Origin of the sequence: Chitinibacter bivalviorum (assembly GCF_013403565.1) — a bacterium.
In the GTDB taxonomy this organism is placed as follows: Bacteria; Pseudomonadota; Gammaproteobacteria; order Burkholderiales; family Chitinibacteraceae; genus Chitinibacter; species Chitinibacter bivalviorum.
The window spans coordinates 3,184,550-3,206,478 of the sequence record NZ_CP058627.1; the positions used below are offsets into that span (position 1 = coordinate 3,184,550).

Sequence of the window (21,929 nt, forward strand, 5' to 3'; positions counted from 1 at the left end):
CCAATGCTCAATTTTGGGTCACTTTCAAAATACCTGCTGCTCAAAGTGGTGATGTATAGCTTAATGCTCTCGCTCGTCACGAGTTTGGTTAACGGTTGGATTACTTATCAAGACGCATTGGCACGCCAGCAAGCGCAGGTTGATTCCGTGCTCGCGGCTTATCGCTCGACACTGACCAAAGCCATTTGGGAGGTTGATTTTGAAGCCGCCAAACAGCAAATGCAGGGCTTGGAGCGGTTCTCGGCGATTTTATCCGCCAAAATTATCAGTAATGGCGCGCCAATCAGCTATCAAAAAGCGGGTGCTGATTTGATGCAAGAGTCGCCATTGTTGAGCTTCCCGCTGCTAGCGAATGATGGCTCACGCGAATTGGCCAAATGGGAAATCCGCTTAGATGAAAACGCGCTGCAGCACGATGTCATCCGTCAGGCAACACGGTTTGCCTTGATTATGAGCGCTGAATTATTGCTGATCGCAATTTTTCTTTTTTTGCTGTTACGCCGGATTATTTCAATGCCCATTCAGGCTTTATCCGCGCATGTCAGCTCGATGAATGAAGCTCGGCTCGGTATTGCAGCCCCTCTGCCCAGTGAGAAACATCATCACGAGATTCATGATTTAGCTTATGGCATTAGCAAACTGCAATCGGAATTGCTCACACAATTTACGCTGCGGGATCAGGCCGCTTTGGAATTGGCCGAGCACAGAGACCAGCTCAATCAATTGCTGGTGCAGCAAGAGCATCAGCTCGATATCTTGCTCAACAATATGGCCGATGGTGGTGCGGTACTCACTGGCGGCGGGCGAATTATGTTCGCCAATCCTGCCTTGGCGCGATTAATGGGCAATGACAATGCTCGGCATATGATAGGGAGCTGGCCTTTGCAGTGGCTAAGTCGCCCAAGCTGGCCATCGATTGCCGAGCGCCTTTTATCGCATGACTCCTTACTCGGCGAGTCGTTGCTTCTCAATCGGATCGATGCGCAAAGCTTACCGGTAGAGGCGAGCTTTTCTGTGCTCGAGCGCAATGAGCAGGGCGAGCCAATACGGGTGCAAGTGATGGTTCGTGATCTAACTGCACGCATTGAAACCGAGCGTGTGCTGGTCGAGGCCAAAGAGACTGCGCTGCAAGCCAGTCAGGCCAAATCGGCATTTCTGGCCAATATGAGTCATGAGATTCGCACGCCGCTCAATGCCGTACTGGGCTTTACGAGTTTATTAACCGATACCAAGCTCGACTCGCATCAACAACAATATATTCATAGCATTCATGAGGCGGGTACGGCGCTGCTGACCTTGCTGAATGATATTTTGGATTTTTCCAAAATCGAAGCTGGGCAATTAAAACTAGAACATATTGAATTTGATCTACGCAGCTTATTGGAAGACACGCAGGACATTATCGCCAGCCAAGCGCAGCGCAAAGGGTTGGAGCTAATTTGCGTGATTGATGCATCTGTTCCGTCTGGTCTACTGGGCGACCCAAGTCGTTTGCGGCAGATTGTGCTTAATCTGCTGAATAATGCGGTGAAATTTACGCCGCAGGGCGAGATTATTACGCGTGCGCGCGTGGTTGCTTTTGACGAGGAAGAGGTAAGGGTCCGAATTGAAGTCAAAGATAATGGCATTGGCATTGCACCGGAAATCCAGAAACAGCTCTTTCGGCCATTCCAGCAGGCCGATGTTTCGACGACTCGACGATTCGGTGGTACGGGTCTGGGCTTATCGATTTGCCGCCGCCTTGCTAGCGCGATGGACGGTGAAATTGGTGTTCATAGTCAGGTGGGCGAGGGCGCATTGTTTTGGTTTGAGGTGCAATTAGGTCGCAGTAAACTGGCGCCACGCCCAATCATTAATACCGCCTTAGCGGGTAAGACGGTGATGCTAATGTCACCTTCAGCGGGGAATCGGCAAAAGCTGCACGATGATTTGCGACTGATCGGTTGTCAAACCGTGCTGCTTGAAAACGAAACCGCTTTAATGGCTAATTTGCTCGCGCATGAGCATCATGCGGACGTTGTCCTGATTGATTTGCCCTTGGCCGCTGAAATTGCCATTGATCTGCCAAGCCGGATTCATGCGATTGAGACTTACCAACGTACGCCAATTTTGCTTTCGGTCACGCAAGGCGCAGTGGGGCAGGGGGCGATGGCAGAAAAAGCGGGCTATGCCGCGTATTTGACTAAGCCGATTCACTTTGACGCTTTGCAAAAATGTTTAGCCGAGGTGCTGCGCCCAGTCGATCAAGCCGAGCCACAGCCTATGCTAACCTTGCATCGCATCGCCGAAATTGACGCGACGCTGCGCAATGCTGTGCTTTTGGTCGAAGATAATCCAATGAATCAGAAAATAGGTGTGCTACTACTTGAAAAGCTCGGCTGTCGCGTTGATGTGGCCAATAATGGCTTGGAGGCCATTGAGGCGGTCAAAACACATTATTACGATTTGGTCTTGATGGATTGTCAGATGCCAGAGCTCGATGGTTATGACGCGACCGAGCACATTCGGCAATTACCGATTGAGATGGCTCGCGTGCCGATTGTGGCCTTAACCGCCAATGCATTTGCCGAAGATCGCGATCGTTGCCTCGCCGCCGGCATGGATGATTTTATGAGTAAGCCCGTTCAGCTCAATATGCTTGAGGCCATTTTGCACAAGTGGGTTAGCCCCGAAAAACCACACTAAGGCGTTACAGTCAAAGTGATGTAATCACGGTAAGTGCCAGGTGAGGCACTGGTTTGATTGCCGTAAATCTTGGTCCAGAAATTGACTCGCGCTTGTCCGCCTGCATTGGCAATGCTTGCCGTTGCGGCATTGGGGTCTGCAGTGCCAAAAATCCGCGTGCAGTTTGAATCTAAAAATAACTGATAATTGAGCACGTCGGCGTTACTGTCATTGCGCATGCTGCGAGATGCTTCCGACCCTGTGAAAAAGGAAGGGCCTGCAGTGACCTTTGCTTGTGTAGCGGCGCTACAGGTCACAAATAAAGAAAACTGCCGGACAATATCGGCTACAGTTGATTGCGGGTCATAAAGGCCAAGATCGCCATCTGGTAGCGAACTAATACTGCAGCTTGCGGCTAAGGCCGGTGGGGCAAGAAAAATCGCAAATAGCGCGAATGTGCAGCCTAATTTTTTCACGGTTGCCCTCCTGTCGTGCAGGTAATCGGTGCCAACTCTGTCACAACAGCGCTTGAATCCGGAATAATCATAACGCCATGACAACCGGCCGCTTCGAATTGATACGTGCCAGGTTCAAGTGCTTCGGTATAAAAACGGCCATCCATCGCGGTTTGCAAGCTCAAAGTCTTGGGGGCGGCGTTGAAGCGAATAAGGGTATTGGCCAAAGGGCGACCATCAGGGGATAAAATCAAGCCACTGGTCGCGATGACTTTATGGGCTTTAAAGCTGACCACCCGACCATCATGATTGCCGCTCAGCAAATCTTTTTGCAAACGATCCACCGAATATTCAATCGGCAAATCATCTTGTTTGAGGGTGATTTGCTGATAGCTGTAGCTACTGATTTCAGGAATAAAGATCACCCCTTGATCATTGGTCTTACCAACTTCGCCACCATTTTGCATGATCCCAACGTCGGCGACCTGGTCAAGCTCAACCACGGCAAAGCTATCGGTAATCGGGCGTGTCAGATCAAAATGCCCATCCGCGTATGCTAGCGCGCCTTGCCAACTAGCGCGCCAGTTTTGCCGTGCAATGCCGCCATTATTCTGGCTACTGGTGACCGAGACATTCGCTTGGCCGTGACGCATTTTTCGCTCTAGCCAGCCGATATAATCGGTACTTTGTTCTTGCTCTTGCATGCTCAGACTGTAGCCCCAGCCTTCGCCATTCGGCGTACTTTTGCTCAATGTAGTGCTCAATAAGGTTTGCTGATTGCGGTACTGTGCGCCGCCATACAGGCTATGACCTTGGCCAAAATACCACGATACATTCACAAAACCACTCCATTGCTGAGTCTCGCCATCGATCAGCTGAATCTGGCTGGAAATCGAGGTGTTTTTGAATGGGGATATTGAATAACCGACTTGGTAACGATCAAAAGTATTGCTGGCGCGATCACCTTTTTGGCGGCCGTATTGCACATTCCAGTTACCCCCGCGTGAGTTACCCCAACTGGCGCCGACATTCGCGGTCCATTGGATCAGACCGAGCTCGCTGAGGTAATCGTTGCCGAGCCAGTAATTGGGGCTTTGCCGCTGTGCATTGGCGTAAATACTCCAATCGCGATTGATATAACTGTATTGCAGTTGCTGGGCATTACCATCGGGCTGGCTATCGTGCTGTGCCCATGAAAATAGCGACGCCAGAGTCCCCCAATTGCCAAGCTTAAAATTAGCCAATACGCCATAGCTGCTGTCGGCGGGATTGCCGTTGATTTGCCCACCCAGCGTGAACCAGTCCGTCACGCCGACGCGGTGAAAGAGCGAATAGGCCAGGCCGTCATAGCGATCAAAGCTGCCATTCACGCGCGCTACGCCCAGGTTGTAATTGAATTCACTTAAGCCTGCTTTGAGCAGGGTGTCGTCAAAATAGTAGGGAATAGCCACCGTTTGTGCGCTGCCAAAGCCATCTTTAATCACGACTTCGACATTTTGTAGCCCTGCGTAGTAGCGCAAGTCATTAAATTGATACATGCCAGGCTGCAAGTCTATGGTCTTGATGCGTTGGCCATTCAGGTAAATTTCGGCCGTTGAAGGCTGCGTAATCGCGGTTTGGGTTTGAAAGCTGGGCGTGCTATTAAAATCGGGTTGCATATCAAACACGCGAGATACACCAACGCCGAGCATGGCTTGGCTAAAGCTGAGTCCACTGCTGCGTGGCATTAAATCGCCCGCCGTTGCGCGCAACATTAAGTCGGGGCGGTCGTAATCGAGTGTGGTATTCAGGCGCAGCCAGGCGTGATCGCGTTCTTGCGTGCTGTAATCAAATTCGGAACGGAAATTCCAGTTTTGCAGATTCAGATTGATCAGCGGGCTAAATTGATACTCAAAGCCCGCTTGATCGCTTTGATGCATGGCCGCGAGGTTGTAGCTCAAATAGCCTGAAAAAGGCGCAGGTTTGGGCCAGAGCTCAGCGTGACTGCCTGATAAGGCAATGGTCTTCTCGCCAAACTCGCTGGCCGCGGCATCGAGGTAGATGCGCAATTGCCCCTCATCTATTTTGCTTTGAATGCCGACTAAAGTATCGGCGCGGTAATAGGTTTTCGATTCAAACTGCTGTTGCTCGCCATTAAGGGTATTGAGTCCTGAGCCTTTTAGGCTTTGCTCTTCAATCCAATACCCCGAATTATCATGAATGGCGTCCGCATCGCCTTGCTGTACGCCATTGACGATCAGGTCGATCAGAACGGGTTCAACTGCGAGCACCTTGCTGACGCAACAGGCCATCAGTAAAAAGCGAATTAGGGTTTGCATGCGGCGGCTGGAATAAGCAGATCACTGCTGATGGCCTGCAGATCAGTTTCAATGCTGATCTTCTGGGGCTTTCCTGCCGCGCAGGCGCTGGCGGGGAGCTTGAGCTGATAAGCACGGCTAACGCCGGGGTGGAGATACCATTGCTCAAATTGCTTGATCTCGCCACCACTCTCCCCAATGCGAACCTGAGTCAGGCGTTGCGTCACATTGCCGCGATTACTCAGCGTAAATTGCAATTGGCCTTTATCGACGATCAAGGGGCTACTTTCCAATTTAAGCTGGTTGCTTGCGGGTCGCATAAATACGGGGACGCCAAAGCTCACCACCATGGCGACCTGACCTTCCTTGCCTTCATCAGTATTGGGTTGCTCATTGATATACAAACGATAAGCCTGCTCGCTGTCTGTCGCCGCTGTTTTGCGACCCACGCGGACGATTTGCTTTTGCTTGGGGGCGATTTCAAATTGGCGCGGGAAATACACCAGCTCGTCGGGTGCATTGGTGTAGATTTCTTTCCCGCTAGCGTCTTGCGTCCAGCGTTTAAGTTCCAGCGCAATCCGCAGCGGGGTATCGCCATTATTGCTAACGGTAATCGCCTGAGATTTGTCTTTGGCGGCAAACTCGACACGGATAGGGCTGACGGCAAATTGCCCAGCCTGACTGGCAGCACAAAACGCCGCCAATATGAATGCTAAAGTGAGGCGCATTATGGAACCCTAAGCATGAAATCGTAATGTACTTAGTTTAGCAGTTGCCCTGGGCTCTGAACGGACTTTAGCGCGGGCTTGCCGCGCTATGCGTCATTTTGGCGTGAAGTTTATGGGGTGATGGTCACGACCACTGTATCGGTATAGCCATTGGCTACTACGGCGGTATTCAGGTCGGTGCCTTTCACTGTGGCAGTGAACGTCAAGGTTTCAGGACTTGCCATCCCCGTGCCGGTTCCGGTTGTTTTATCCATCGCCAATTCGTAGGGCAATTTGTTCGCGCCACTCAACATATTGTTCTGTCCTGCATCGGCATTCCGCCCATTATCGGCCGTGATATTGTAGGTAATACCGTTGCTACACCAAAATTCCGTTGTGCCAGTACTGCTTTTATCAGTCGAGCCAGCGTGGAGGTCGCCCATATTGATTGTAACGGGCGTTTCATCAACAAAGGCACAAGTACCGACTACGTTGGCATTGATAATGACGTTTTTCTCCGCCGCCATTGAAGTGCCTGCCAGTGTCATGGCTGCTACGGTAAACAGGATGGTCATTAATGTGCGTTTCATGGTCTTGCTCCTTGGAATCAATTGCAACAAGTTATTTACTTGTCATGGCTGCATTCTAAGGAGAAGTTTCTTTTTTCTCTCACTACAAAGTCACAGTTGTAAGGTGTAAAAATACCACCAAATAAACAACGCTTTAGGGCTCTATGGTCATGATCACCGTATCGCTGTATTGCCCGATTGGGCTGGCTTGATAATCGTTTTGCGTGACTGTGGCGGTGAGGTTAATCTCGAAGTCTCGGCCGCTGCCAGTGCCTGAATCTGGCGTCGCAATGAGTGAGTAGGGCACTCGTCCTGCGCCATTCTTTTGCGCTAAGCGACGTTGGGTGCCGTTGGCGTGTAGGCCGTTGTCTAAGGTGACTTTGAAATTGCTACCGGTACTGCAATTGACTGGCACACGCGTAGAAATGCTTTTATCACCTCCCGCTAGATTGCCAAAGTCCATCGTGACATCGCCCCAATTTTTAAAGTTGCAGCCGCCGAGTACCAGAATATGCAGCTGCAAAGTGGAGCTAGAGCCCGCCCACGCAACGCTACTGAGCATTGCACTTAGGAGTAAGACTAGTAATCGATGGAGATTCTTTGCCATAGTTGTTCGTCTGTTTTACTCAATTTGGCCCAAGTGACTTTGTCCAGGCAATCAAGTTGCAATTCGATTGCGGAATTGGGTTGGGATGTTTGTGGTTGGTTGATGTTCTCAGTTGCCCAGTGACTTGCACATTGCTGAACAATATTGGCGCGAATATGCACCTCTTTGGCTGCTAGCAAAGGGCTGAGCGCAAACAATAAAATCAAAGTGGCGACGCGCATTAGGGTATTTATCGGCTGACGTATGAGTAAACACTGATATTTTAAGCTGGCGTGGCTATGCTATGTGGATATTATAGCTACGCTGATCGGAAGTGTTTGATTCAACGGGTTTACTTGCCAATACAAAAGCGGCTAAAGATCACGCCCAGCAAGTCATCCGAAGTGAATTCCCCCGTGATTTCATTGAGGCAGTTTTGCGCGAGTCGCAACTCTTCAGCCAAAATCTCGATTTGCAAATAGGCCGCATCTGCGGTGGCCAGATGCTCGCGCGCGGCGCGAATTGCGGTGAGGTGGCGCTCGCGGGCGATGAACACGCCGTCATTAATACCCTGCCACCCTATTTGCTTCAAAAGCTTGCTGCGTAATTCTTTCAAGCCAATACCCTGCTTGGCCGAAACATGGATCTCATCATCAGCAACTTCGCCGGGTGTGTCGCCGGTCAGGTCGATTTTATTAAACACGCGCAGCACTTTGAGCGAGGTCGGTAGTTTGCTCAAAATAGTACGATCATGCTCGGTAATGCCTTCTCGACTATCGAGCAGCAAGAGCGCCAGATCGGCTTTCTCAACCGCCGCCCAAGTGCGCTCAATGCCGATTTTCTCGACCGTATCGTCGGTGTCGCGCAAGCCAGCAGTGTCGATGACATGCAACGGTACGCCGTCGAGCTGAATCAGCTCACGCACCGTATCGCGCGTTGTGCCTGCGATGTCGGTGACGATTGCCACGTCTTCACCTGCCAATGCGTTCATCAGGCTGGATTTGCCGACATTGGGCTGGCCGATCAGTACCACATGCATGCCTTCGCGCAGCAATTTGCCTTGCGTGGCGGTGGCGAGTGTCGTTTCAAGCTGCGCCGCGATGCCAGCCAGTTTGCCGCGCGCGTCGGCGGCTTCGAGAAAATCGATGTCTTCTTCGGGGAAATCGAGCGTCGCTTCCACCAGCATTCGCAAGGTAATTAGCTCATCAACCAGCGTATGGACTTCACGCGAGAATGCGCCATCGAGCGATTTGAGTGCTGATTTAGCGGCCGCTTCCGATTGCGCGTCGATGATGTCGGCAACGGCTTCGGCCTGCGCCAGATCGAGCTTGCCGTTTAAAAAGGCGCGTTTGGTGAATTCGCCCGGTTGTGCGTGCCGTGCGCCGAGCTCAATGCAGCGTTTGAGCAGCATATTCATCACCACCGGCCCGCCGTGGCCCTGCAATTCGAGCACGTCTTCGCCAGTAAATGAGGCGGGGTTGGGGAAGAAGAGCGCAATGCCTTCATCGAGCGCGCTGCCATCGGCGGCTTTGAAATGCGCAAAATGCGCAAAACGCGGTTTCAATGCACTTTGCTCGCGCCCCAGCAAGCCCGCGATAACGGGGGCGATATCTTTGCCCGATACGCGGATAACGCCGACGCCTCCTCGACCGGGAGCGGTAGCAATAGCGGCGATGGTGTCGGTTACGTATAAATTCATGATCAAAAACGCAGTATCAGCAAAACGCCATGATACCGCGTCTGATCGGCTATGGCTCTAGGGTCTGTTGACGTTTGGTTGGCGAGTCGCGTTTGTGCTGTTTTTGGCCTGAGGTAAGGCACGAAGCGCGCCACTTAGTTATTCTAAGTTAGCGCTTTGTAACGCAGCATCAGGCCAAAAACAGACAAACCCGAAGGGCTGGGCACTTTTCGCGGCAACTCTGCGTTGTAACTCGCTCGAATAGCTGGCTATGCATCGCTCATTACGCCTTGATTTGCCGCGAAACCCGCTCCAGCGCGATCGTGAACCAAACATCAACAGACCCTAGCCTAGTTTCAGTGGTGCATGCCTTCCATGCCCGCCATCGGTACATCGGACATCAGCAGCGTTGGATCGAGCATGCCGAAAATCATCGCAATATGCGCTACGACGAGGAAGATTGCGACAAAGATCGCGTGCAGTTTCAGTTTGCGCTCTTCATCCCATGCTTTGCAGATCAGTCCGAGATCAAGCAGCGCCATGCCGCCGAGTGGGATAATGCCCGACAGATAAAAACCAACGGCGATCACATCCGCCGCGCCCAGCCAGCCACCAGTGGCGGTGAGTGGAATGACGGCAGTTTTCATCAGGTAGATAAATACCCCGGTGAAATAAATGCCGCCGGTAATACTGGCAAAGCGATTGATCTGCCGCAGCGTACCGTCGAGTTTGCGCGAGAACAGAATGAATAATTCAGTGATGGCGACGGTTTCGGCCAGGATGACTGGAATCGCCATAAACAAAATCAGATTCCAAGGTTGATTGTCGGCCAAGAGGCCCATGTAGTGGGTCATGTTCATGATATTTCTCCGCGGGCGTGGCCGTGCCTACGCCCAATTTAAGCGTTTAAATTGTGAATGGTTGAAAGGCTTAAACGGCGGAGAGTTTGGGGGGCGGGGAGGGTGGCGTGATATGGCGCTCGCTCAGGTTGGCGATAAACTGACTTTGCCAAATCTGGCCAAACCGTAGCGTGGGTGCGCTGGTGCTGATTTGTGCCGGCAGGGCGCAATGCGCGAGGCAATCGAGTGCTGGTAGTTGGCTGTGTTGTTGCGGGGTATTCGGTGCGGTGCAATGCGAACTGGCTACGGGAGGACGAATTTCCTGCTGGGCGGCAAAGGCCGTCTGTCCGCCCCAGAGCATGCTCAGGGCGAGTAGAAGATGAACGAAGAATTTGCCGAGCCGAGCTAGCATGATCGCGAGATTTGCATTAGATGATTGCAGCATAGACGCAGTAGCTCGGCGGTATATTGCGCTAGATCACATGCTGACGTTGATTGGGTCTAAATGTTGTCGAGTGGCGTGTCGATGGTGCTGGCTTTTAGGGGTATATGCAGGAGGGTATTCTTTCGCTTGATTTGTATGGATATACCTATCAATAAATACAAACGCCACCCGAAGGTGGCGTTTTGTTAGAGCTGGCAATGCTTAGCTATTTTTGGCTAAGGCTGATTGCTTTTCAATTTGCTTGGTAATCACATATTGCTGCGCGATCGACAAGATATTGTTCACAACCCAGTACAGAACCAGACCGGCAGGGAAGAAGAAGAAGAACACCGAAAAGGCCAATGGCATCCATTTCATCATCTTCGCTTGCATCGGATCAGGTGGTGGTGGCGACAATGACGACTGAACGTACATCGACACGGCCATGATCAATGGCAAGATGTAGTACGGATCAGGAATCGACAAGTCGTGAATCCAGAATTCCCACGGCGCTTGGCGCAACTCAACGGCGGCCAACAACATCCAGTAGAAGGCAATGAACACCGGAATCTGTACCAGCATCGGCAAACAACCACCGAGTGGATTAACCTTTTCCGTTTTGTACATTTCCATCACGGCTTGCTGGAATTTCACGCGATCTTCACCGTGGCGCTGTTTCAATGCTTCCATGCGTGGCGCGAGCTGACGCATTTTCGCCATTGAGCGATAGCTTGCGCTCGCCAGTGGGAAGAATGCCGCTTTCAACAGCAAGGTCACGATAATGATCGACCAGCCCCAGTTGCCGATAAAGCTATGGATGAACTGCAGCACGGCGAACAGCGGTTTGCTGAAAATCGTGAACATGCCATAGTCTTTGACCAAGTCAAAACCCGTCGCCACCGTATCAAGACGTTTGCTTTCTTGTGGGCCTAGATAGAGCGGAACGCTTTTCTCTAATTTCTGGCCAGCTGCAATGGCAGGTAAATCGATGGTTGCGCTGACTGCAAACAGATTGTCTGGCAGCGCTTTCATTTCATAACGACACGCATTGGGCGTGCACGCTGCTGAGCCTTCTTTGGGCGAGAAGATCCAACCGGATACGAAATAGTGCTGAATCATCGCAATCCAGCCATCTTTCGCGGCTGGAACGTATTTGGCTTCACCCTTGCGAATTTTCTCGAAATCCACTTTCTGGAATTTGCCTTCTTCGGTGTACACCGCAGGGCCCGTGAAAGTGTGAGTGCCAAACATGCCTGGATTTTCAACTTTGCCGTCACGCACTAAACGATAGTAGGCGCTAGTTGTAACCGGTGCATTGCTGCCGTTGACGATTTCGTATTTCACATCTACCAGGTATTTGTCGCGCTTGAAAGTGTAGATCTTGGCGACTTTAACGCCATTGGCGGCGACATTTTCGAGGCGAACAACCACTTCATTTTGACCTTCGGCCAAGGTGTAGCTGCTTTGTGCGCTGGTAAAGATGCTTTTATGCGTAGGCAGACCGTCGCCGAGCAAGCCTGATTGGGCTACATAAATATGTTCGCCTTCATCTTGTAGCAGGGTGAATGGTTTTTTCGGGTCTTTGGTTTCGCCCAGTTTGAGGAGCTTCACTTCACGCAAATCGGCGCCATTGGTGTCGATCACGGCGCTCAGTAAATCGGTCGTTACGGTGATGCGCTGACCTTTGGCAAGACGGCCGGCTTCCGGCGCTGCGGCGGTGCTGGCGGTTGCGCTGGCTTGGCTTGCGCCGCTAGCGGCTACGCTAGATGCAGTTGCTGGCGTTTTGAGCTGCGGATAACGCTGCTCCATATAATGCTGCCAGAAATACAAAATGCCGAATGACAGCGCAATAAATACGATGAGTCTCTTAGTATCCATTTTATACGGACGAGCTCCCAACTCTGACTGGTTAAGTATTAAGGTACCGGATCATAACCACTTCCACCCCAAGGGTGGCAGCGGCAGATTCGGCGTACAGTTAGACAGCTACCTTTGGCTGCGCCGTATTTTTGTAACGCTTCCACACTGTATTGCGAGCACGAAGGCGTAAAACGGCAGCGCGGCCCCAAAAGCGGGCTAATCATAAGCTGATATAGTTTCACAAATGCGATGATAAGGCGCGACATGAGCGTATTTTCTTGAACAAACTCAATAAAGCAGCTCGGGCTGCCGCTCCTTCTTGGCGAGTAAACGCCTTGCGCGATCGCACCACGATATCCAAGCCAGCCAATTGAGTGGCATTGAGGCGGAAAGTTTCGCGGATCGTGCGCTTTATATAATTGCGACCAACGGCCCGCTTGTCGGTTTTCTTGCCAACGACTAAGCCTAATCTCGCTTGTGAGCTTGAATTAGGTTTGCCGAGCAATTGAAAGTAATCATTTCCGACAGACGCGCGCAAACTAAAAACGGATGAAAAATCATCCGTTTTTAGTAGACGCGCAGTGCGCGCAAAGCGGTAGCGGGTCTCGCTACTCACGCCGTGATCTGCGTTGACGTGCTTAAGCAAAGCTTAGGCAGACAGACGCTTGCGGCCTTTGGCGCGGCGAGCGTTCAGAACGCGAACACCACCAACAGAGCTCATACGGGCGCGGAAACCATGAGTACGCTTGCGGCGAATCACGGAAGGCTGGAAAGTACGCTTCATGATAAATCCTAGAGACTAAAGATGCAGTAAACACGCGATTTAATCAGTGAACTACTCTGCTTGTCAAGCCAAAATGATTGATTCCTAAACATTAATGCCTGTGGATAAGTTGCGAGCAACACGGTACAATCAGCGGCTTCCCATGACCAACAATCTAATCTATCACCAGCCGCGCAAATCCGATCAGCGAGTAATCGTCTGTGAAATGGCGTGGTGATTGACTGTCCCCAATGCAAACAAAAGTTCAAACAGAAGCCCTGTGGGCGCACTGCCTTAATGAGCTCCAGCAAAGTCTGGCGGCCAGCCAGTTTAATATCTGGATTAAGCCTTTGGCTCAAAGTGCACAGGTCGTGGATGGTACGTTGGTGATTGCAGTACCGAATCAGATTTTTCTACAATTTATTCGTGATCGCTATTTGGGCATGATCGAAATGGCGGCGGCCAAGGTCTGCGATGGGGTGCCGCCCCATATTGAACTTAAAGTAGGCGCTCTACCTGTTAATAAGCCTGCGGAACGTGTTGCTGCGCCACAATCGCAGGAAAGTGTAGGTTCGGGTGAGCCGGAAGCTGCCGCTCCTGTAGCGGCGCCTGCGCCCAAGCCAGCGAAACGGTTTGACGCTGCGGGCTCGAATCATGAATTAATGCGCCTCAACCCCGGTCACACCTTTGATACTTTAGTTACAGGTAAGGCCAATCAGGTGGCGCGCGCTGCCGCGATGCAGGTCGCCGAAAACCCCGGTGTGAGCTACAACCCGCTCTTTGTGTATGGTGGCGTAGGCTTGGGTAAGACCCACTTGATTCAGGCGATTGGTAATTTTGTACATCAACACAATCCGCAGGCCAAGATTCGCTATATCCATGCTGAGAAATATGTTCAGGACGTGGTCAAGGCCTATCAACATAAGTCTTTTGATGACTTTAAAAAGTACTATCACTCGCTTGATGTCTTGCTGGTCGATGATATTCAGTTCTTCGTTGGTAAAGATCGCACGCAAGAAGAGTTCTTCTATCTATTTAATGCGCTACTCGAAAGCGGTAAGCAGATTATTCTGACTAGCGACAAAATTCCGCGTGAAATCGAAGGATTGCAAGAGCGTCTGACTAGCCGTTTCTCGTGGGGCTTGATCGTGCCGATCGAGCCGCCAGAAACCGAAATGCGCGTGGCGATTTTGCTGAAAAAAGCCGAAGCCGAGCATTTTAAGCTCGATGCGAATGTGGCCTTTTTTATGGCTAAAAATATCCGCTCGAATGTGCGTGAGCTCGAAGGCGCTTTGAAGCGTGTTATGGCGTATTCGCGCTTTACGAATCAGCTGATTACGGTTGATTCGGCCAAAGAGGCGCTGCGCGATATTTTGGCTTCGGGCAATCGCCAGGTGTCGGTGGAAAATATCCAAAAAACGGTGGCTGACTTTTACAAAATTAAAGTCGCCGATATGCACAGTAAAAAACGGACGCGCGACATTGCTCGCCCGCGCCAGATGGCGATGGCGCTGACGAAAGAATTAACGCAAATGAGCTTGCCTGCGATTGGCGATGCTTTTGGTGGGCGCGACCATACGACTGTGCTACATGCCTGCCGAACAATTCAGGATTTCCGTCAGAGCGATCAGGAAATGGCACATCAATATAGTGTGCTGTTGCAGATGTTGCGTTCCTGAACGATTGCTCTGTGCGGGCTTGCCCGAATCTGAAGATTTAGGCGATTTCAGGTAGAATTGGGTTTCTTTTTATTAAACGATTTGGATTAGGTGAGGGAAAATGCAACTGCTGCAAGCTGAACGCGATTCGCTCTTAAAACCGCTGGCTACCGTAACTGGTATCGTTGAGCGCAGACATACTTTGCCGATTCTCTCGAACGTACTGATTAAGAAAGACGGTGATCGTCTGGTCTTTACTGGTACCGATCTCGAAATTCAAATTAGCAGCCAGCAAGCTGAAGGTTTTTCCGGCGGTGATTTTGCGATCACCGTAGCGGCAAAAAAACTGTCGGATATTTTGCGTGCGATTCCCGATAAAACCGTGGTGTCGTTTGAAGAGGCCGATGGTCGCTTGACGATTAAAGCTGGCAAAAGCCGCTTTGCACTGCAAACGCTGCCGGCGGCTGATTTTCCGCAATTGGCGGTAGATACCAATTTGCGCGCGACGGTTCGTATGCCGCAAGGTCAATTAAAAGCGTTGTTGGGCCGCGTGCAGTTTGCCATGGCGCACCAAGACATCCGTTATTACCTCAATGGCATGTTCATGGTGACTGAGGGTAATCAGCTTAAATTGGTGGCCACCGATGGCCACCGTCTGGGTTTTGCCTCGACCGAATTGGCGACCTCGTTTGATAAAAACGAAGTGATCTTGCCGCGCAAAACCATTCTTGAATTGTATAAATTGCTCGCCGATGTGGATGACGAAGTCACGATCGACATCGCGACCAATCAGGTGAAGTTTAGCTTTGGCAATATCGTGATTCACAGCAAAGTGGTTGACGGTAAATTCCCCGACTACAACCGCGTGATTCCGCAAAACAATACCCGCTTGCTTAGCGTAGATCGTCAGGCTTTGCTGTCTTCTATGCAGCGCGCGGCGATTCTGTCGAACGAGAAATTCCGTGGTGTACGTTTGGTGCTGACCGACAATACCCTGAAAATCTTGTGCAATAACAATGAGCAGGAAGAAGCTCAAGAAGAGCTTGAGGTGGTATATGCTCACGATCCTTTAGATGTGGGCTTTAACATTCAATACCTCCTGGATGTATTGACCAATATCTCGGTGGAAACGCTGCATTGCTACTTTGGTGATGTGAATTCCAGCGTGCTGGTTACGATTCCTGACAATGAACATTTCAAATACATCGTCATGCCGATGCGTATTTAGTTGTAGGTGTGACCACAAAAGGGCTTTAAAGCCCTTTTGTGTCTTGCAGCCTTGTCTCTCACACCGAATTTCTGAATGAGTCCTATGAGCGAAAATAATCTCCCCGAAGTGCCGAGCCCAGAATATGGCGCCGACAGTATCCGTATCCTGAAAGGTCTGGAAGCCGTACGCAAACGTCCGGGTATGTATATCGGTGATACGGGTGATGGCACTGGCTTGCACCATATGGTGTTTGAGGTGCTGGATAACGCGATCGACGAGGCGCTGGCTGGTCATTGCGACACGATTAAAGTGATTATTCATGCCGACAATTCAATTTCGGTAGAAGACAACGGCCGCGGTATTCCGACTGCGATCAAAGAAGACGACGAATTCAAGCGCTCGGCCGCTGAAATCGTGATGACCGAGCTGCACGCCGGCGGTAAGTTCGACCAAAACAGCTACAAAGTATCCGGCGGTTTGCACGGCGTAGGTGTGTCGGTGGTAAACGCGCTGTCTGATTGGCTGCGTCTGACGATTCGTCGCGATGGTAAAGTGCATTCGATGGAGTTTCGCCAAGGTGAAGCCGTATCGCCATTGAAAGTGATCGGTGAAACCGATCGCCGCGGTACTGAAGTACATTTCTTCGCGTCGGTGGAAACCTTTGGTCTGATCGAATTTCATTTTGAAATTCTGGCCAAGCGGATTCGCGAATTGTCGTTCCTGAATAACGGCGTGAATATTCAATTGCTTGACCGCCGCCACGGCAAAGAAGAAACCTTCAATTACACCGGTGGTGTGCGCGGCTTTGTTGAATATGTAAACCGCAATAAAAATGTCCTGCACCCACATATTTTCTACGCCATTGGCGAGCGCGACGGCATGACCGTTGAAGTGTCGATGCAGTGGAATGATTCGTACCAAGAGTCGGTGCAATGCTTTACCAATAATATTCCGCAGCGCGACGGCGGCACGCACATGACGGCCTTGCGCCAAGTGATGACGCGTACGCTTAATCAATACATCGACAGCCACGACTTTGCCAAAAAAGCCAAAGTGGAAACCGGCGGCGATGATATGCGCGAAGGTTTGACTTGCGTTTTGTCGGTGAAATTACCGGATCCAAAATTCAGCAGCCAAACCAAAGACAAACTGGTTTCAGGTGAAATCGCACCGATTGTGAATGAAGTGGTGAGTCAGGCTTTGGCCGAGTTCCTGCTGGAAAACCCAACCGACGCCAAAATCATTTGCGGCAAGATCGTCGATGCTGCACGGGCACGTGAAGCGGCGCGTAAAGCGCGTGAAATTACCCGCCGTAAAGGTGTGCTTGATGGCCTTGGTTTGCCGGGTAAATTGGCCGATTGCCAAGAGAAAAACCCAGAATTGTCCGAACTGTATCTAGTCGAGGGTGATTCCGCCGGCGGCTCAGCCAAACAAGGCCGTGATCGCAAATTCCAAGCCATCTTGCCACTGAAAGGTAAGATCTTGAACGTAGAACGTGCGCGCTTTGATCGCATGTTGGCCAGCCAAGAGGTGGGTACGCTGATTACCGCGCTCGGTTGCGGCATTGGTAAAGACGATTTCAATATCGAAAAACTGCGCTACCACCGCATCATTATCATGACCGACGCGGACGTGGACGGCTCACACATTCGTACGCTGCTGTTGACCTTCTTCTACCGTCAACTGCCTGAGTTGGTGGAGCGTGGCTACATCTACATCGCCCAACCACCTTTGTTCAAAGTGAAGCAAGGCAAGCGCGAAACCTATCTGAAAGACGAGCAAGAACTGAAACAATACTTGCTGCGCGCCGCGATGGATGGCTCGGAGTTGCTGCCAAATGGCGCAGATCAGGCTGGCATTGCAGGTGAAGCGCTGGAAACCTTGGCGAAACAATATTTTGTCACCGAAGCGGTGATTGAGCGTGAAAGCCGCTTTATCGACCCGATGATTTTAAATGCAATGCTGGGCATGATGCCGATTAGCCTCGATGGCGAAGCGGCCGCGAATGATGCTGCCGAGCGTCTGGCAGCGGCGGTTAAGCATCCAGCGTTTACATTTAATGTTGAGCCGGTTGAAGCTGGGTATCAAATCCGAATCGCACGCCACTTGCACGGCGTGACCACGATGCAATACATCGACAACGACTTTGTCTTGTCGGGCGACTACGCGCAAATCAAGCGCATGGCCGAAATGCTTTTGGGTTTGATCGGTGAAAAAGCGGTCATTCGCCGTGGTGATCACGTACAGCCAGTGAAAAACTTCAAAGAAGCCCTCGACTGGTTGCTGGCCGAAGTTCGCCGCAATATGAGTATCCAGCGCTATAAAGGTCTGGGCGAGATGAACCCCGAGCAGTTGTGGGAAACCACAATGGACGTCACAGTGCGCCGGCTGCTCAAAGTCAACATTGGCGACGCGATTGCCGCCGACGAAGTGTTCACGACCTTGATGGGCGACCAAGTAGAACCGCGCCGTCATTTCATCGAACAAAATGCCTTGGTGGCGCGCAACCTCGATGTTTAAGTTGTTGTAGGATCCCATTAACTTCTAGATATTTCCCACTTTTCTAGATTTATGGGATCACAGGTTGACGCTAAAAAAGCCCCGAAAGGGGCTTTTTTATTGAGCCTTTGTTACCTCTATACAAAAGCACCGAAAAGCAGTTTTTAGCGCGCTGGCCGCTGCTGCAATTGTACTTATTGAGATCGAATTTTGTTGGGTATATTCGTAAAGAACTTGCTATTGAATGTCTTCATGAGGATACCCAAGCATCGAATGTAAAAATGCCCCGTAGCGAGCGGGGCATTTGGTTTTATTCCGCCGCGAGAACAATCTTGCCGCGGGCTTTGCCACTTTCGAGCAAAGCATGGGCGCGGAGCAGATTGGCTGCGTTGATGGGGCCGAAGTTGTCATTTACCGTGCTGCGAATCAAGCCGGCATCGACCAAGCTCGCCATTTCGTTGAGCAAGTGATGTTGCGCAATCATATCGCTGGTTTGGTACAGCGAGCGCGTGAACATCAATTCCCAGTGCAGCGATACGCTTTTGCGTTTGAGCTTGTTAATGTCGATCGGCGCGGGGTCGTCGATCAGGCCAAATTGCCCTTGCGGCGCAATGCTTTCAACGATTTGTGCAAAATGCGTGTCGGTTTGATTGAGGCTCACAATATGGCTGACCTGATCAAAACCGATGCGTTTGAGCTCTTCGCTAATGGGTTTGCTGTGATCAATTACATGATGCGCGCCTAGCTCTTTTACCCACGCTTGGGTTTCTGGCCGCGATGCCGTGGCGATGATGGTGACGCCGGTGAGCTGGCGCGCCAGTTGAATCATCACCGAGCCCACGCCACCTGCTGCGCCGATAATCAATAGTTGCTGATTTTTGCGTACGGTGTCTTTGGCGATTTTTTGCCGGTCAAACAGCATTTCCCACGCGGTAATGCTGGTTAGCGGCAGCGCGGCAGCGGCGGTAAAATCCAGCGTGCTCGGCATTTTGCCGACAATGCGCTCATCGACCAATTGCAGCTCGGCATTGCTGCCTTGCCGCGAAATATCCCCCGCATACCACACGCGATCTCCGGGCTGAAATAGCGTGACCTCAGGGCCGACGGCTTTGACTATGCCGGCGGCATCCCAACCAAGGATTTTCCATTCGCCCGCTGCGGCGCTGCCGCCTTGACGCACTTTGGTGTCGACGGGGTTAACCGAAATGGCTTTTACTTCCACCAAGACATCACGCCCAGTTGGGGTCGGATCGGCTAATTCAATATCTTGCAATGTGGCGCTTGCGCCCAGTGAATGAGCGGTCTGATAGGCAACGGCTTTCATAGAGTGATCTCCAAATGATGATTATTGATTGCTGCTATAGCTGGGGTAGTCGATGTAGCCGCGCTCATCACCACCAAAGAGCTGTGTTGGGTTTAAGGCGGCCAACGGTTCGCCTCGCGTCAAGCGGGCCACGAGGTCAGGGTTGGCGACAAAGGGGCGGCCAAATGCCACTAAGTCGGCGTAGCCCGCCGCGATGACTTCATGCGCTTTGCTGGCGGTATAGCCGCCGGCGACGATAATTTGCCCGCCAAAAACCTGGCGTAATTGCTGGCGAAACGGCGTTGGAATTTGCGGCGCGTCATCCCAATCGGCTTCAGATAGGTGCAGGTAGGCAATATTTAATTTATCAAGCAGGCTGGCTGCAGCCAAAATCGTTGGAATAATCTCGGGGCAATTCATGCCGCGCGCCGTGATAAACGGAGCCAGCCGCACACCTACACGCTCGGCGCCAATTTCATCCGCAATCGCTGTACTGATTTGTGCCAGTAAACGCAGGCGATTTTCGGTGCTGCCGCCGTATTCATCGCTGCGATGATTTGCGGTCGTGCGCAGAAATTGGTCGATCAAATAGCCATTGGCGCCGTGGATTTCAACACCATCAAAGCCTGCCGCCATTGCATTGATTGCACCTTGGCGAAAATCTTGCACGATGTCGGCAATTTCAGCGTGAGCCAGCTCGCGTGGCGTTGGGCAATCAACCATGCCGCCGACGCCATCGTCATTGACCACCCAAACTTGAGCTTGTGGATCGATTGCCGAAGGCGCAACAGGTAGCTCTCCGTCGTGAAATACGGGGTGCGACATCCGGCCGACGTGCCACAGCTGCAAAAAGATCCGCCCGCCAGCGGCGTGGACTGCATCCGTCACTTTTCGCCAGCCGGCAATTTGCGCATTGCTGTAAATGCCTGGCGTGAAGCTATAGCCTTGGCCTTGGCGCGAGATTTGCGTCGCTTCGGTGATGATCAGCCCCGCAGTGGCGCGCTGGGCATAATAGGTCGCCATCATGGCATTCGGAATATCACCGGGTTGCGTGGTGCGGCTGCGCGTCATCGGCGCCATGACGACGCGGTTCGGCAGGCGCAAATGGCGCATATTCAGTGGGTTGAATAACAAGCTCATCGTGTTCTCTCTGCAAGATGGTTTGGCCTTGGAGCACGTTGATCAGCGCTGCTTCAGGCTTGAGTCGATGCAGTTTGGCATCGGCTGCGGGACTGAATGCATTATTGGCGCTTTTATTTAATTGAGAAACCCGCTATTTTTAGAAATATTTTCAATAATTTGTTGAATATGGCGTGCTTGAAGTGGGTGGATGATGAAAATACTGCGCGAGTTAGAAATCTTTATTCGTACCGCCGAAACGGGCAGCTTGTCGGAGGCCGCGCGGCAGCTCGATTTAACGCCAGCGGCCACCAGCGCTGCGATTAAGCGGCTGGAGGCCGAGCTGAGTACCGCGCTGTTTGCCCGCTCAACGCGTAGTCTGCGTTTAACGCCAGCAGGGCAGCTATTTCTGGCGCATTGCCAGCCCGGCGTGCAAATGATTATGAATGCGTGCGAGTCGCTGCGCTTGGGGGAAGACACGCTGCGCGGCGTGCTGCAAATATCGCTGCCGTCTGATTTGGGGCGCAATATTGTGTTGCCGTGGCTCGACGAGTTTCAGGTGCGCTATCCGCAAGTGACATTGCGGGTGTCGATTTCAGATCGACTGGCCGATATTTATCGCGAGCAAGTGGATCTGGCTTTGCGCTACGGCAGCTTGCCAGATTCCAATATGGTGGCGATGCCGATTGCGCCCGACAATCGCCGCGTACTGTGCGCTTCCCCCGCGTATCTGGCGCAGCACGGCACGCCGCAGCATTTGAATGAGCTGAGCAAGCACAATTGCCTGTGTTTTATGCTCGGTGATTATGTTTATGATCGCTGGCGTTTTGACTGGCAAGGGCAAGAGGTTTCGATACAGGTTAGTGGTGATCGCGTGTCGCCCGATGGCGATGCCGTGCGGCGCTGGGCGGTGGCGGGGCGCGGTATTGCGTATAAATCAACACTGGATGTGATCGAGGATTTGGCGGCGGGCCGCTTGGTACGGCTTTGCCCTGACTGGCTGGGTGAGGCCGCGCCGCTCAATCTGCTGTGCGCAGATCGGCGCCAGATTAGCCCGGTGATTCAGGCCTTGCAGCAATTTTTGAATCAACGCTGCGACGCCCTGATGCACAGTTTGAATCAACAACGGGATGTAAAAATTTGCAAATAGACTAGGCCAGATCAGCTGGCTGGGTGATGATAAGTGATGTTTTTAATCTAATGATGTATGGGTATTGCTGTGTAGTCATTAGTTTGAATGGATTTTGCGTGCATACCCTGTAGATTCTATTTTTGATTGATCTTGTAGCTTGAGCGCC

19 protein-coding genes are annotated in these 21,929 nt (G+C 51.6%); 5 read left to right on the forward strand and 14 right to left on the reverse strand.

What is annotated here, in order from left to right; translation table 11 throughout:
- Positions 1-3 precede the first annotated feature (3 nt).
- Positions 4-2,685 carry a hybrid sensor histidine kinase/response regulator gene (locus HQ393_RS15155; RefSeq protein ID WP_179356127.1) on the forward strand — a complete coding sequence of 894 codons (2,682 nt, stop codon included), beginning with the start codon at positions 4-6 and terminating at the stop codon, positions 2,683-2,685.
- Here HQ393_RS15155 and HQ393_RS15160 read toward each other — a convergent pair.
- From HQ393_RS15160 to rpmH, 12 genes are all read right to left on the reverse strand, one after another.
- Positions 2,682-3,140 carry a spore coat protein U domain-containing protein gene (locus tag HQ393_RS15160; protein ID WP_179356129.1) on the reverse strand — a complete coding sequence of 153 codons (459 nt, stop codon included), beginning with the start codon at positions 3,138-3,140 and terminating at the stop codon, positions 2,682-2,684. The two genes, HQ393_RS15155 and HQ393_RS15160, sit on opposite strands and share 4 nt — an antisense overlap.
- Positions 3,137-5,437: a fimbria/pilus outer membrane usher protein gene (locus tag HQ393_RS15165; protein WP_179356131.1), complete on the reverse strand. Its 2,301-nt coding sequence runs from the start codon at positions 5,435-5,437 to the stop codon at positions 3,137-3,139. Before HQ393_RS15165 ends, HQ393_RS15160 begins: the two co-directional genes overlap by 4 nt.
- Positions 5,425-6,144 (reverse strand): fimbrial biogenesis chaperone, encoded by a 720-nt coding sequence (locus HQ393_RS15170; RefSeq protein WP_179356133.1) that lies wholly within the window; start codon positions 6,142-6,144, stop codon positions 5,425-5,427. Before HQ393_RS15170 ends, HQ393_RS15165 begins: the two co-directional genes overlap by 13 nt.
- A gap of 110 nt (positions 6,145-6,254) precedes the next feature.
- Positions 6,255-6,713: a spore coat protein U domain-containing protein gene (locus HQ393_RS15175; protein ID WP_179356135.1), complete on the reverse strand. Its 459-nt coding sequence runs from the start codon at positions 6,711-6,713 to the stop codon at positions 6,255-6,257.
- 133 nt (positions 6,714-6,846) lie between these two features.
- Positions 6,847-7,299 carry a spore coat protein U domain-containing protein gene (locus HQ393_RS15180; RefSeq protein ID WP_179356138.1) on the reverse strand — a complete coding sequence of 151 codons (453 nt, stop codon included), beginning with the start codon at positions 7,297-7,299 and terminating at the stop codon, positions 6,847-6,849.
- 331 nt (positions 7,300-7,630) lie between these two features.
- Complete coding sequence (gene mnmE, locus HQ393_RS15185; protein ID WP_179356141.1) at positions 7,631-8,977, reverse strand: tRNA uridine-5-carboxymethylaminomethyl(34) synthesis GTPase MnmE; 1,347 nt, start codon at positions 8,975-8,977, stop codon at positions 7,631-7,633.
- Positions 8,978-9,312: 335 nt separating this feature from the next.
- On the reverse strand, positions 9,313-9,816 hold the full coding sequence (locus tag HQ393_RS15190) for a DUF6803 family protein (protein WP_179356143.1): 504 nt from the start codon (positions 9,814-9,816) through the stop codon (positions 9,313-9,315).
- Positions 9,817-9,886: 70 nt separating this feature from the next.
- On the reverse strand, positions 9,887-10,240 hold the full coding sequence (locus HQ393_RS15195; RefSeq protein ID WP_179356145.1) for a hypothetical protein: 354 nt from the start codon (positions 10,238-10,240) through the stop codon (positions 9,887-9,889).
- 201 nt (positions 10,241-10,441) lie between these two features.
- Positions 10,442-12,097: a membrane protein insertase YidC gene (gene yidC / locus HQ393_RS15200; protein WP_179356147.1), complete on the reverse strand. Its 1,656-nt coding sequence runs from the start codon at positions 12,095-12,097 to the stop codon at positions 10,442-10,444.
- A 38-nt stretch (positions 12,098-12,135) separates the two neighbouring features.
- Complete coding sequence (gene yidD, locus HQ393_RS15205) at positions 12,136-12,345, reverse strand: membrane protein insertion efficiency factor YidD (protein ID WP_179356149.1); 210 nt, start codon at positions 12,343-12,345, stop codon at positions 12,136-12,138.
- Entirely contained in the window at positions 12,318-12,695 is a 378-nt protein-coding gene (gene rnpA, locus HQ393_RS15210; RefSeq protein WP_179356151.1) for a ribonuclease P protein component, read from the reverse strand. Before rnpA ends, yidD begins: the two co-directional genes overlap by 28 nt.
- Positions 12,696-12,728: 33 nt before the next feature.
- Complete coding sequence (rpmH, locus tag HQ393_RS15215; protein ID WP_179356153.1) at positions 12,729-12,863, reverse strand: 50S ribosomal protein L34; 135 nt, start codon at positions 12,861-12,863, stop codon at positions 12,729-12,731.
- A 230-nt stretch (positions 12,864-13,093) separates the two neighbouring features.
- Between rpmH and dnaA the strand changes: the two genes are divergently transcribed.
- The 3 genes from dnaA (at position 13,094) to gyrB (ending at position 18,230) form a co-directional block, all read left to right on the forward strand.
- On the forward strand, positions 13,094-14,521 hold the full coding sequence (gene dnaA, locus HQ393_RS15220) for a chromosomal replication initiator protein DnaA (RefSeq protein WP_179356155.1): 1,428 nt from the start codon (positions 13,094-13,096) through the stop codon (positions 14,519-14,521).
- Between the two features lie 100 nt (positions 14,522-14,621).
- Complete coding sequence (gene dnaN / locus HQ393_RS15225) at positions 14,622-15,728, forward strand: DNA polymerase III subunit beta (RefSeq protein ID WP_179356158.1); 1,107 nt, start codon at positions 14,622-14,624, stop codon at positions 15,726-15,728.
- Positions 15,729-15,812: 84 nt separating this feature from the next.
- A complete protein-coding gene (gyrB, locus tag HQ393_RS15230) occupies positions 15,813-18,230 on the forward strand; it encodes a DNA topoisomerase (ATP-hydrolyzing) subunit B (protein WP_179356160.1) in 2,418 nt (805 codons plus the stop codon).
- Positions 18,231-18,519: 289 nt separating this feature from the next.
- Here gyrB and HQ393_RS15235 read toward each other — a convergent pair whose 3' ends face one another.
- Together HQ393_RS15235 and HQ393_RS15240 are read right to left on the reverse strand one after the other, a co-directional pair.
- Positions 18,520-19,533 (reverse strand): zinc-binding alcohol dehydrogenase family protein, encoded by a 1,014-nt coding sequence (locus HQ393_RS15235; RefSeq protein ID WP_179356163.1) that lies wholly within the window; start codon positions 19,531-19,533, stop codon positions 18,520-18,522.
- A gap of 21 nt (positions 19,534-19,554) precedes the next feature.
- Positions 19,555-20,652, reverse strand: coding sequence for an alkene reductase (locus tag HQ393_RS15240; RefSeq protein WP_179356165.1), 1,098 nt, complete (start codon positions 20,650-20,652; stop codon positions 19,555-19,557).
- A 190-nt stretch (positions 20,653-20,842) separates the two neighbouring features.
- Here HQ393_RS15240 and HQ393_RS15245 point away from each other — a divergent pair, with 190 nt between their 5' ends.
- The gene (locus HQ393_RS15245) at positions 20,843-21,781 is read left to right on the forward strand and encodes a LysR family transcriptional regulator (RefSeq protein ID WP_246307908.1); all 939 of its coding nucleotides are present in this window, start codon (positions 20,843-20,845) and stop codon (positions 21,779-21,781) included.
- Positions 21,782-21,929 lie beyond the last annotated feature (148 nt).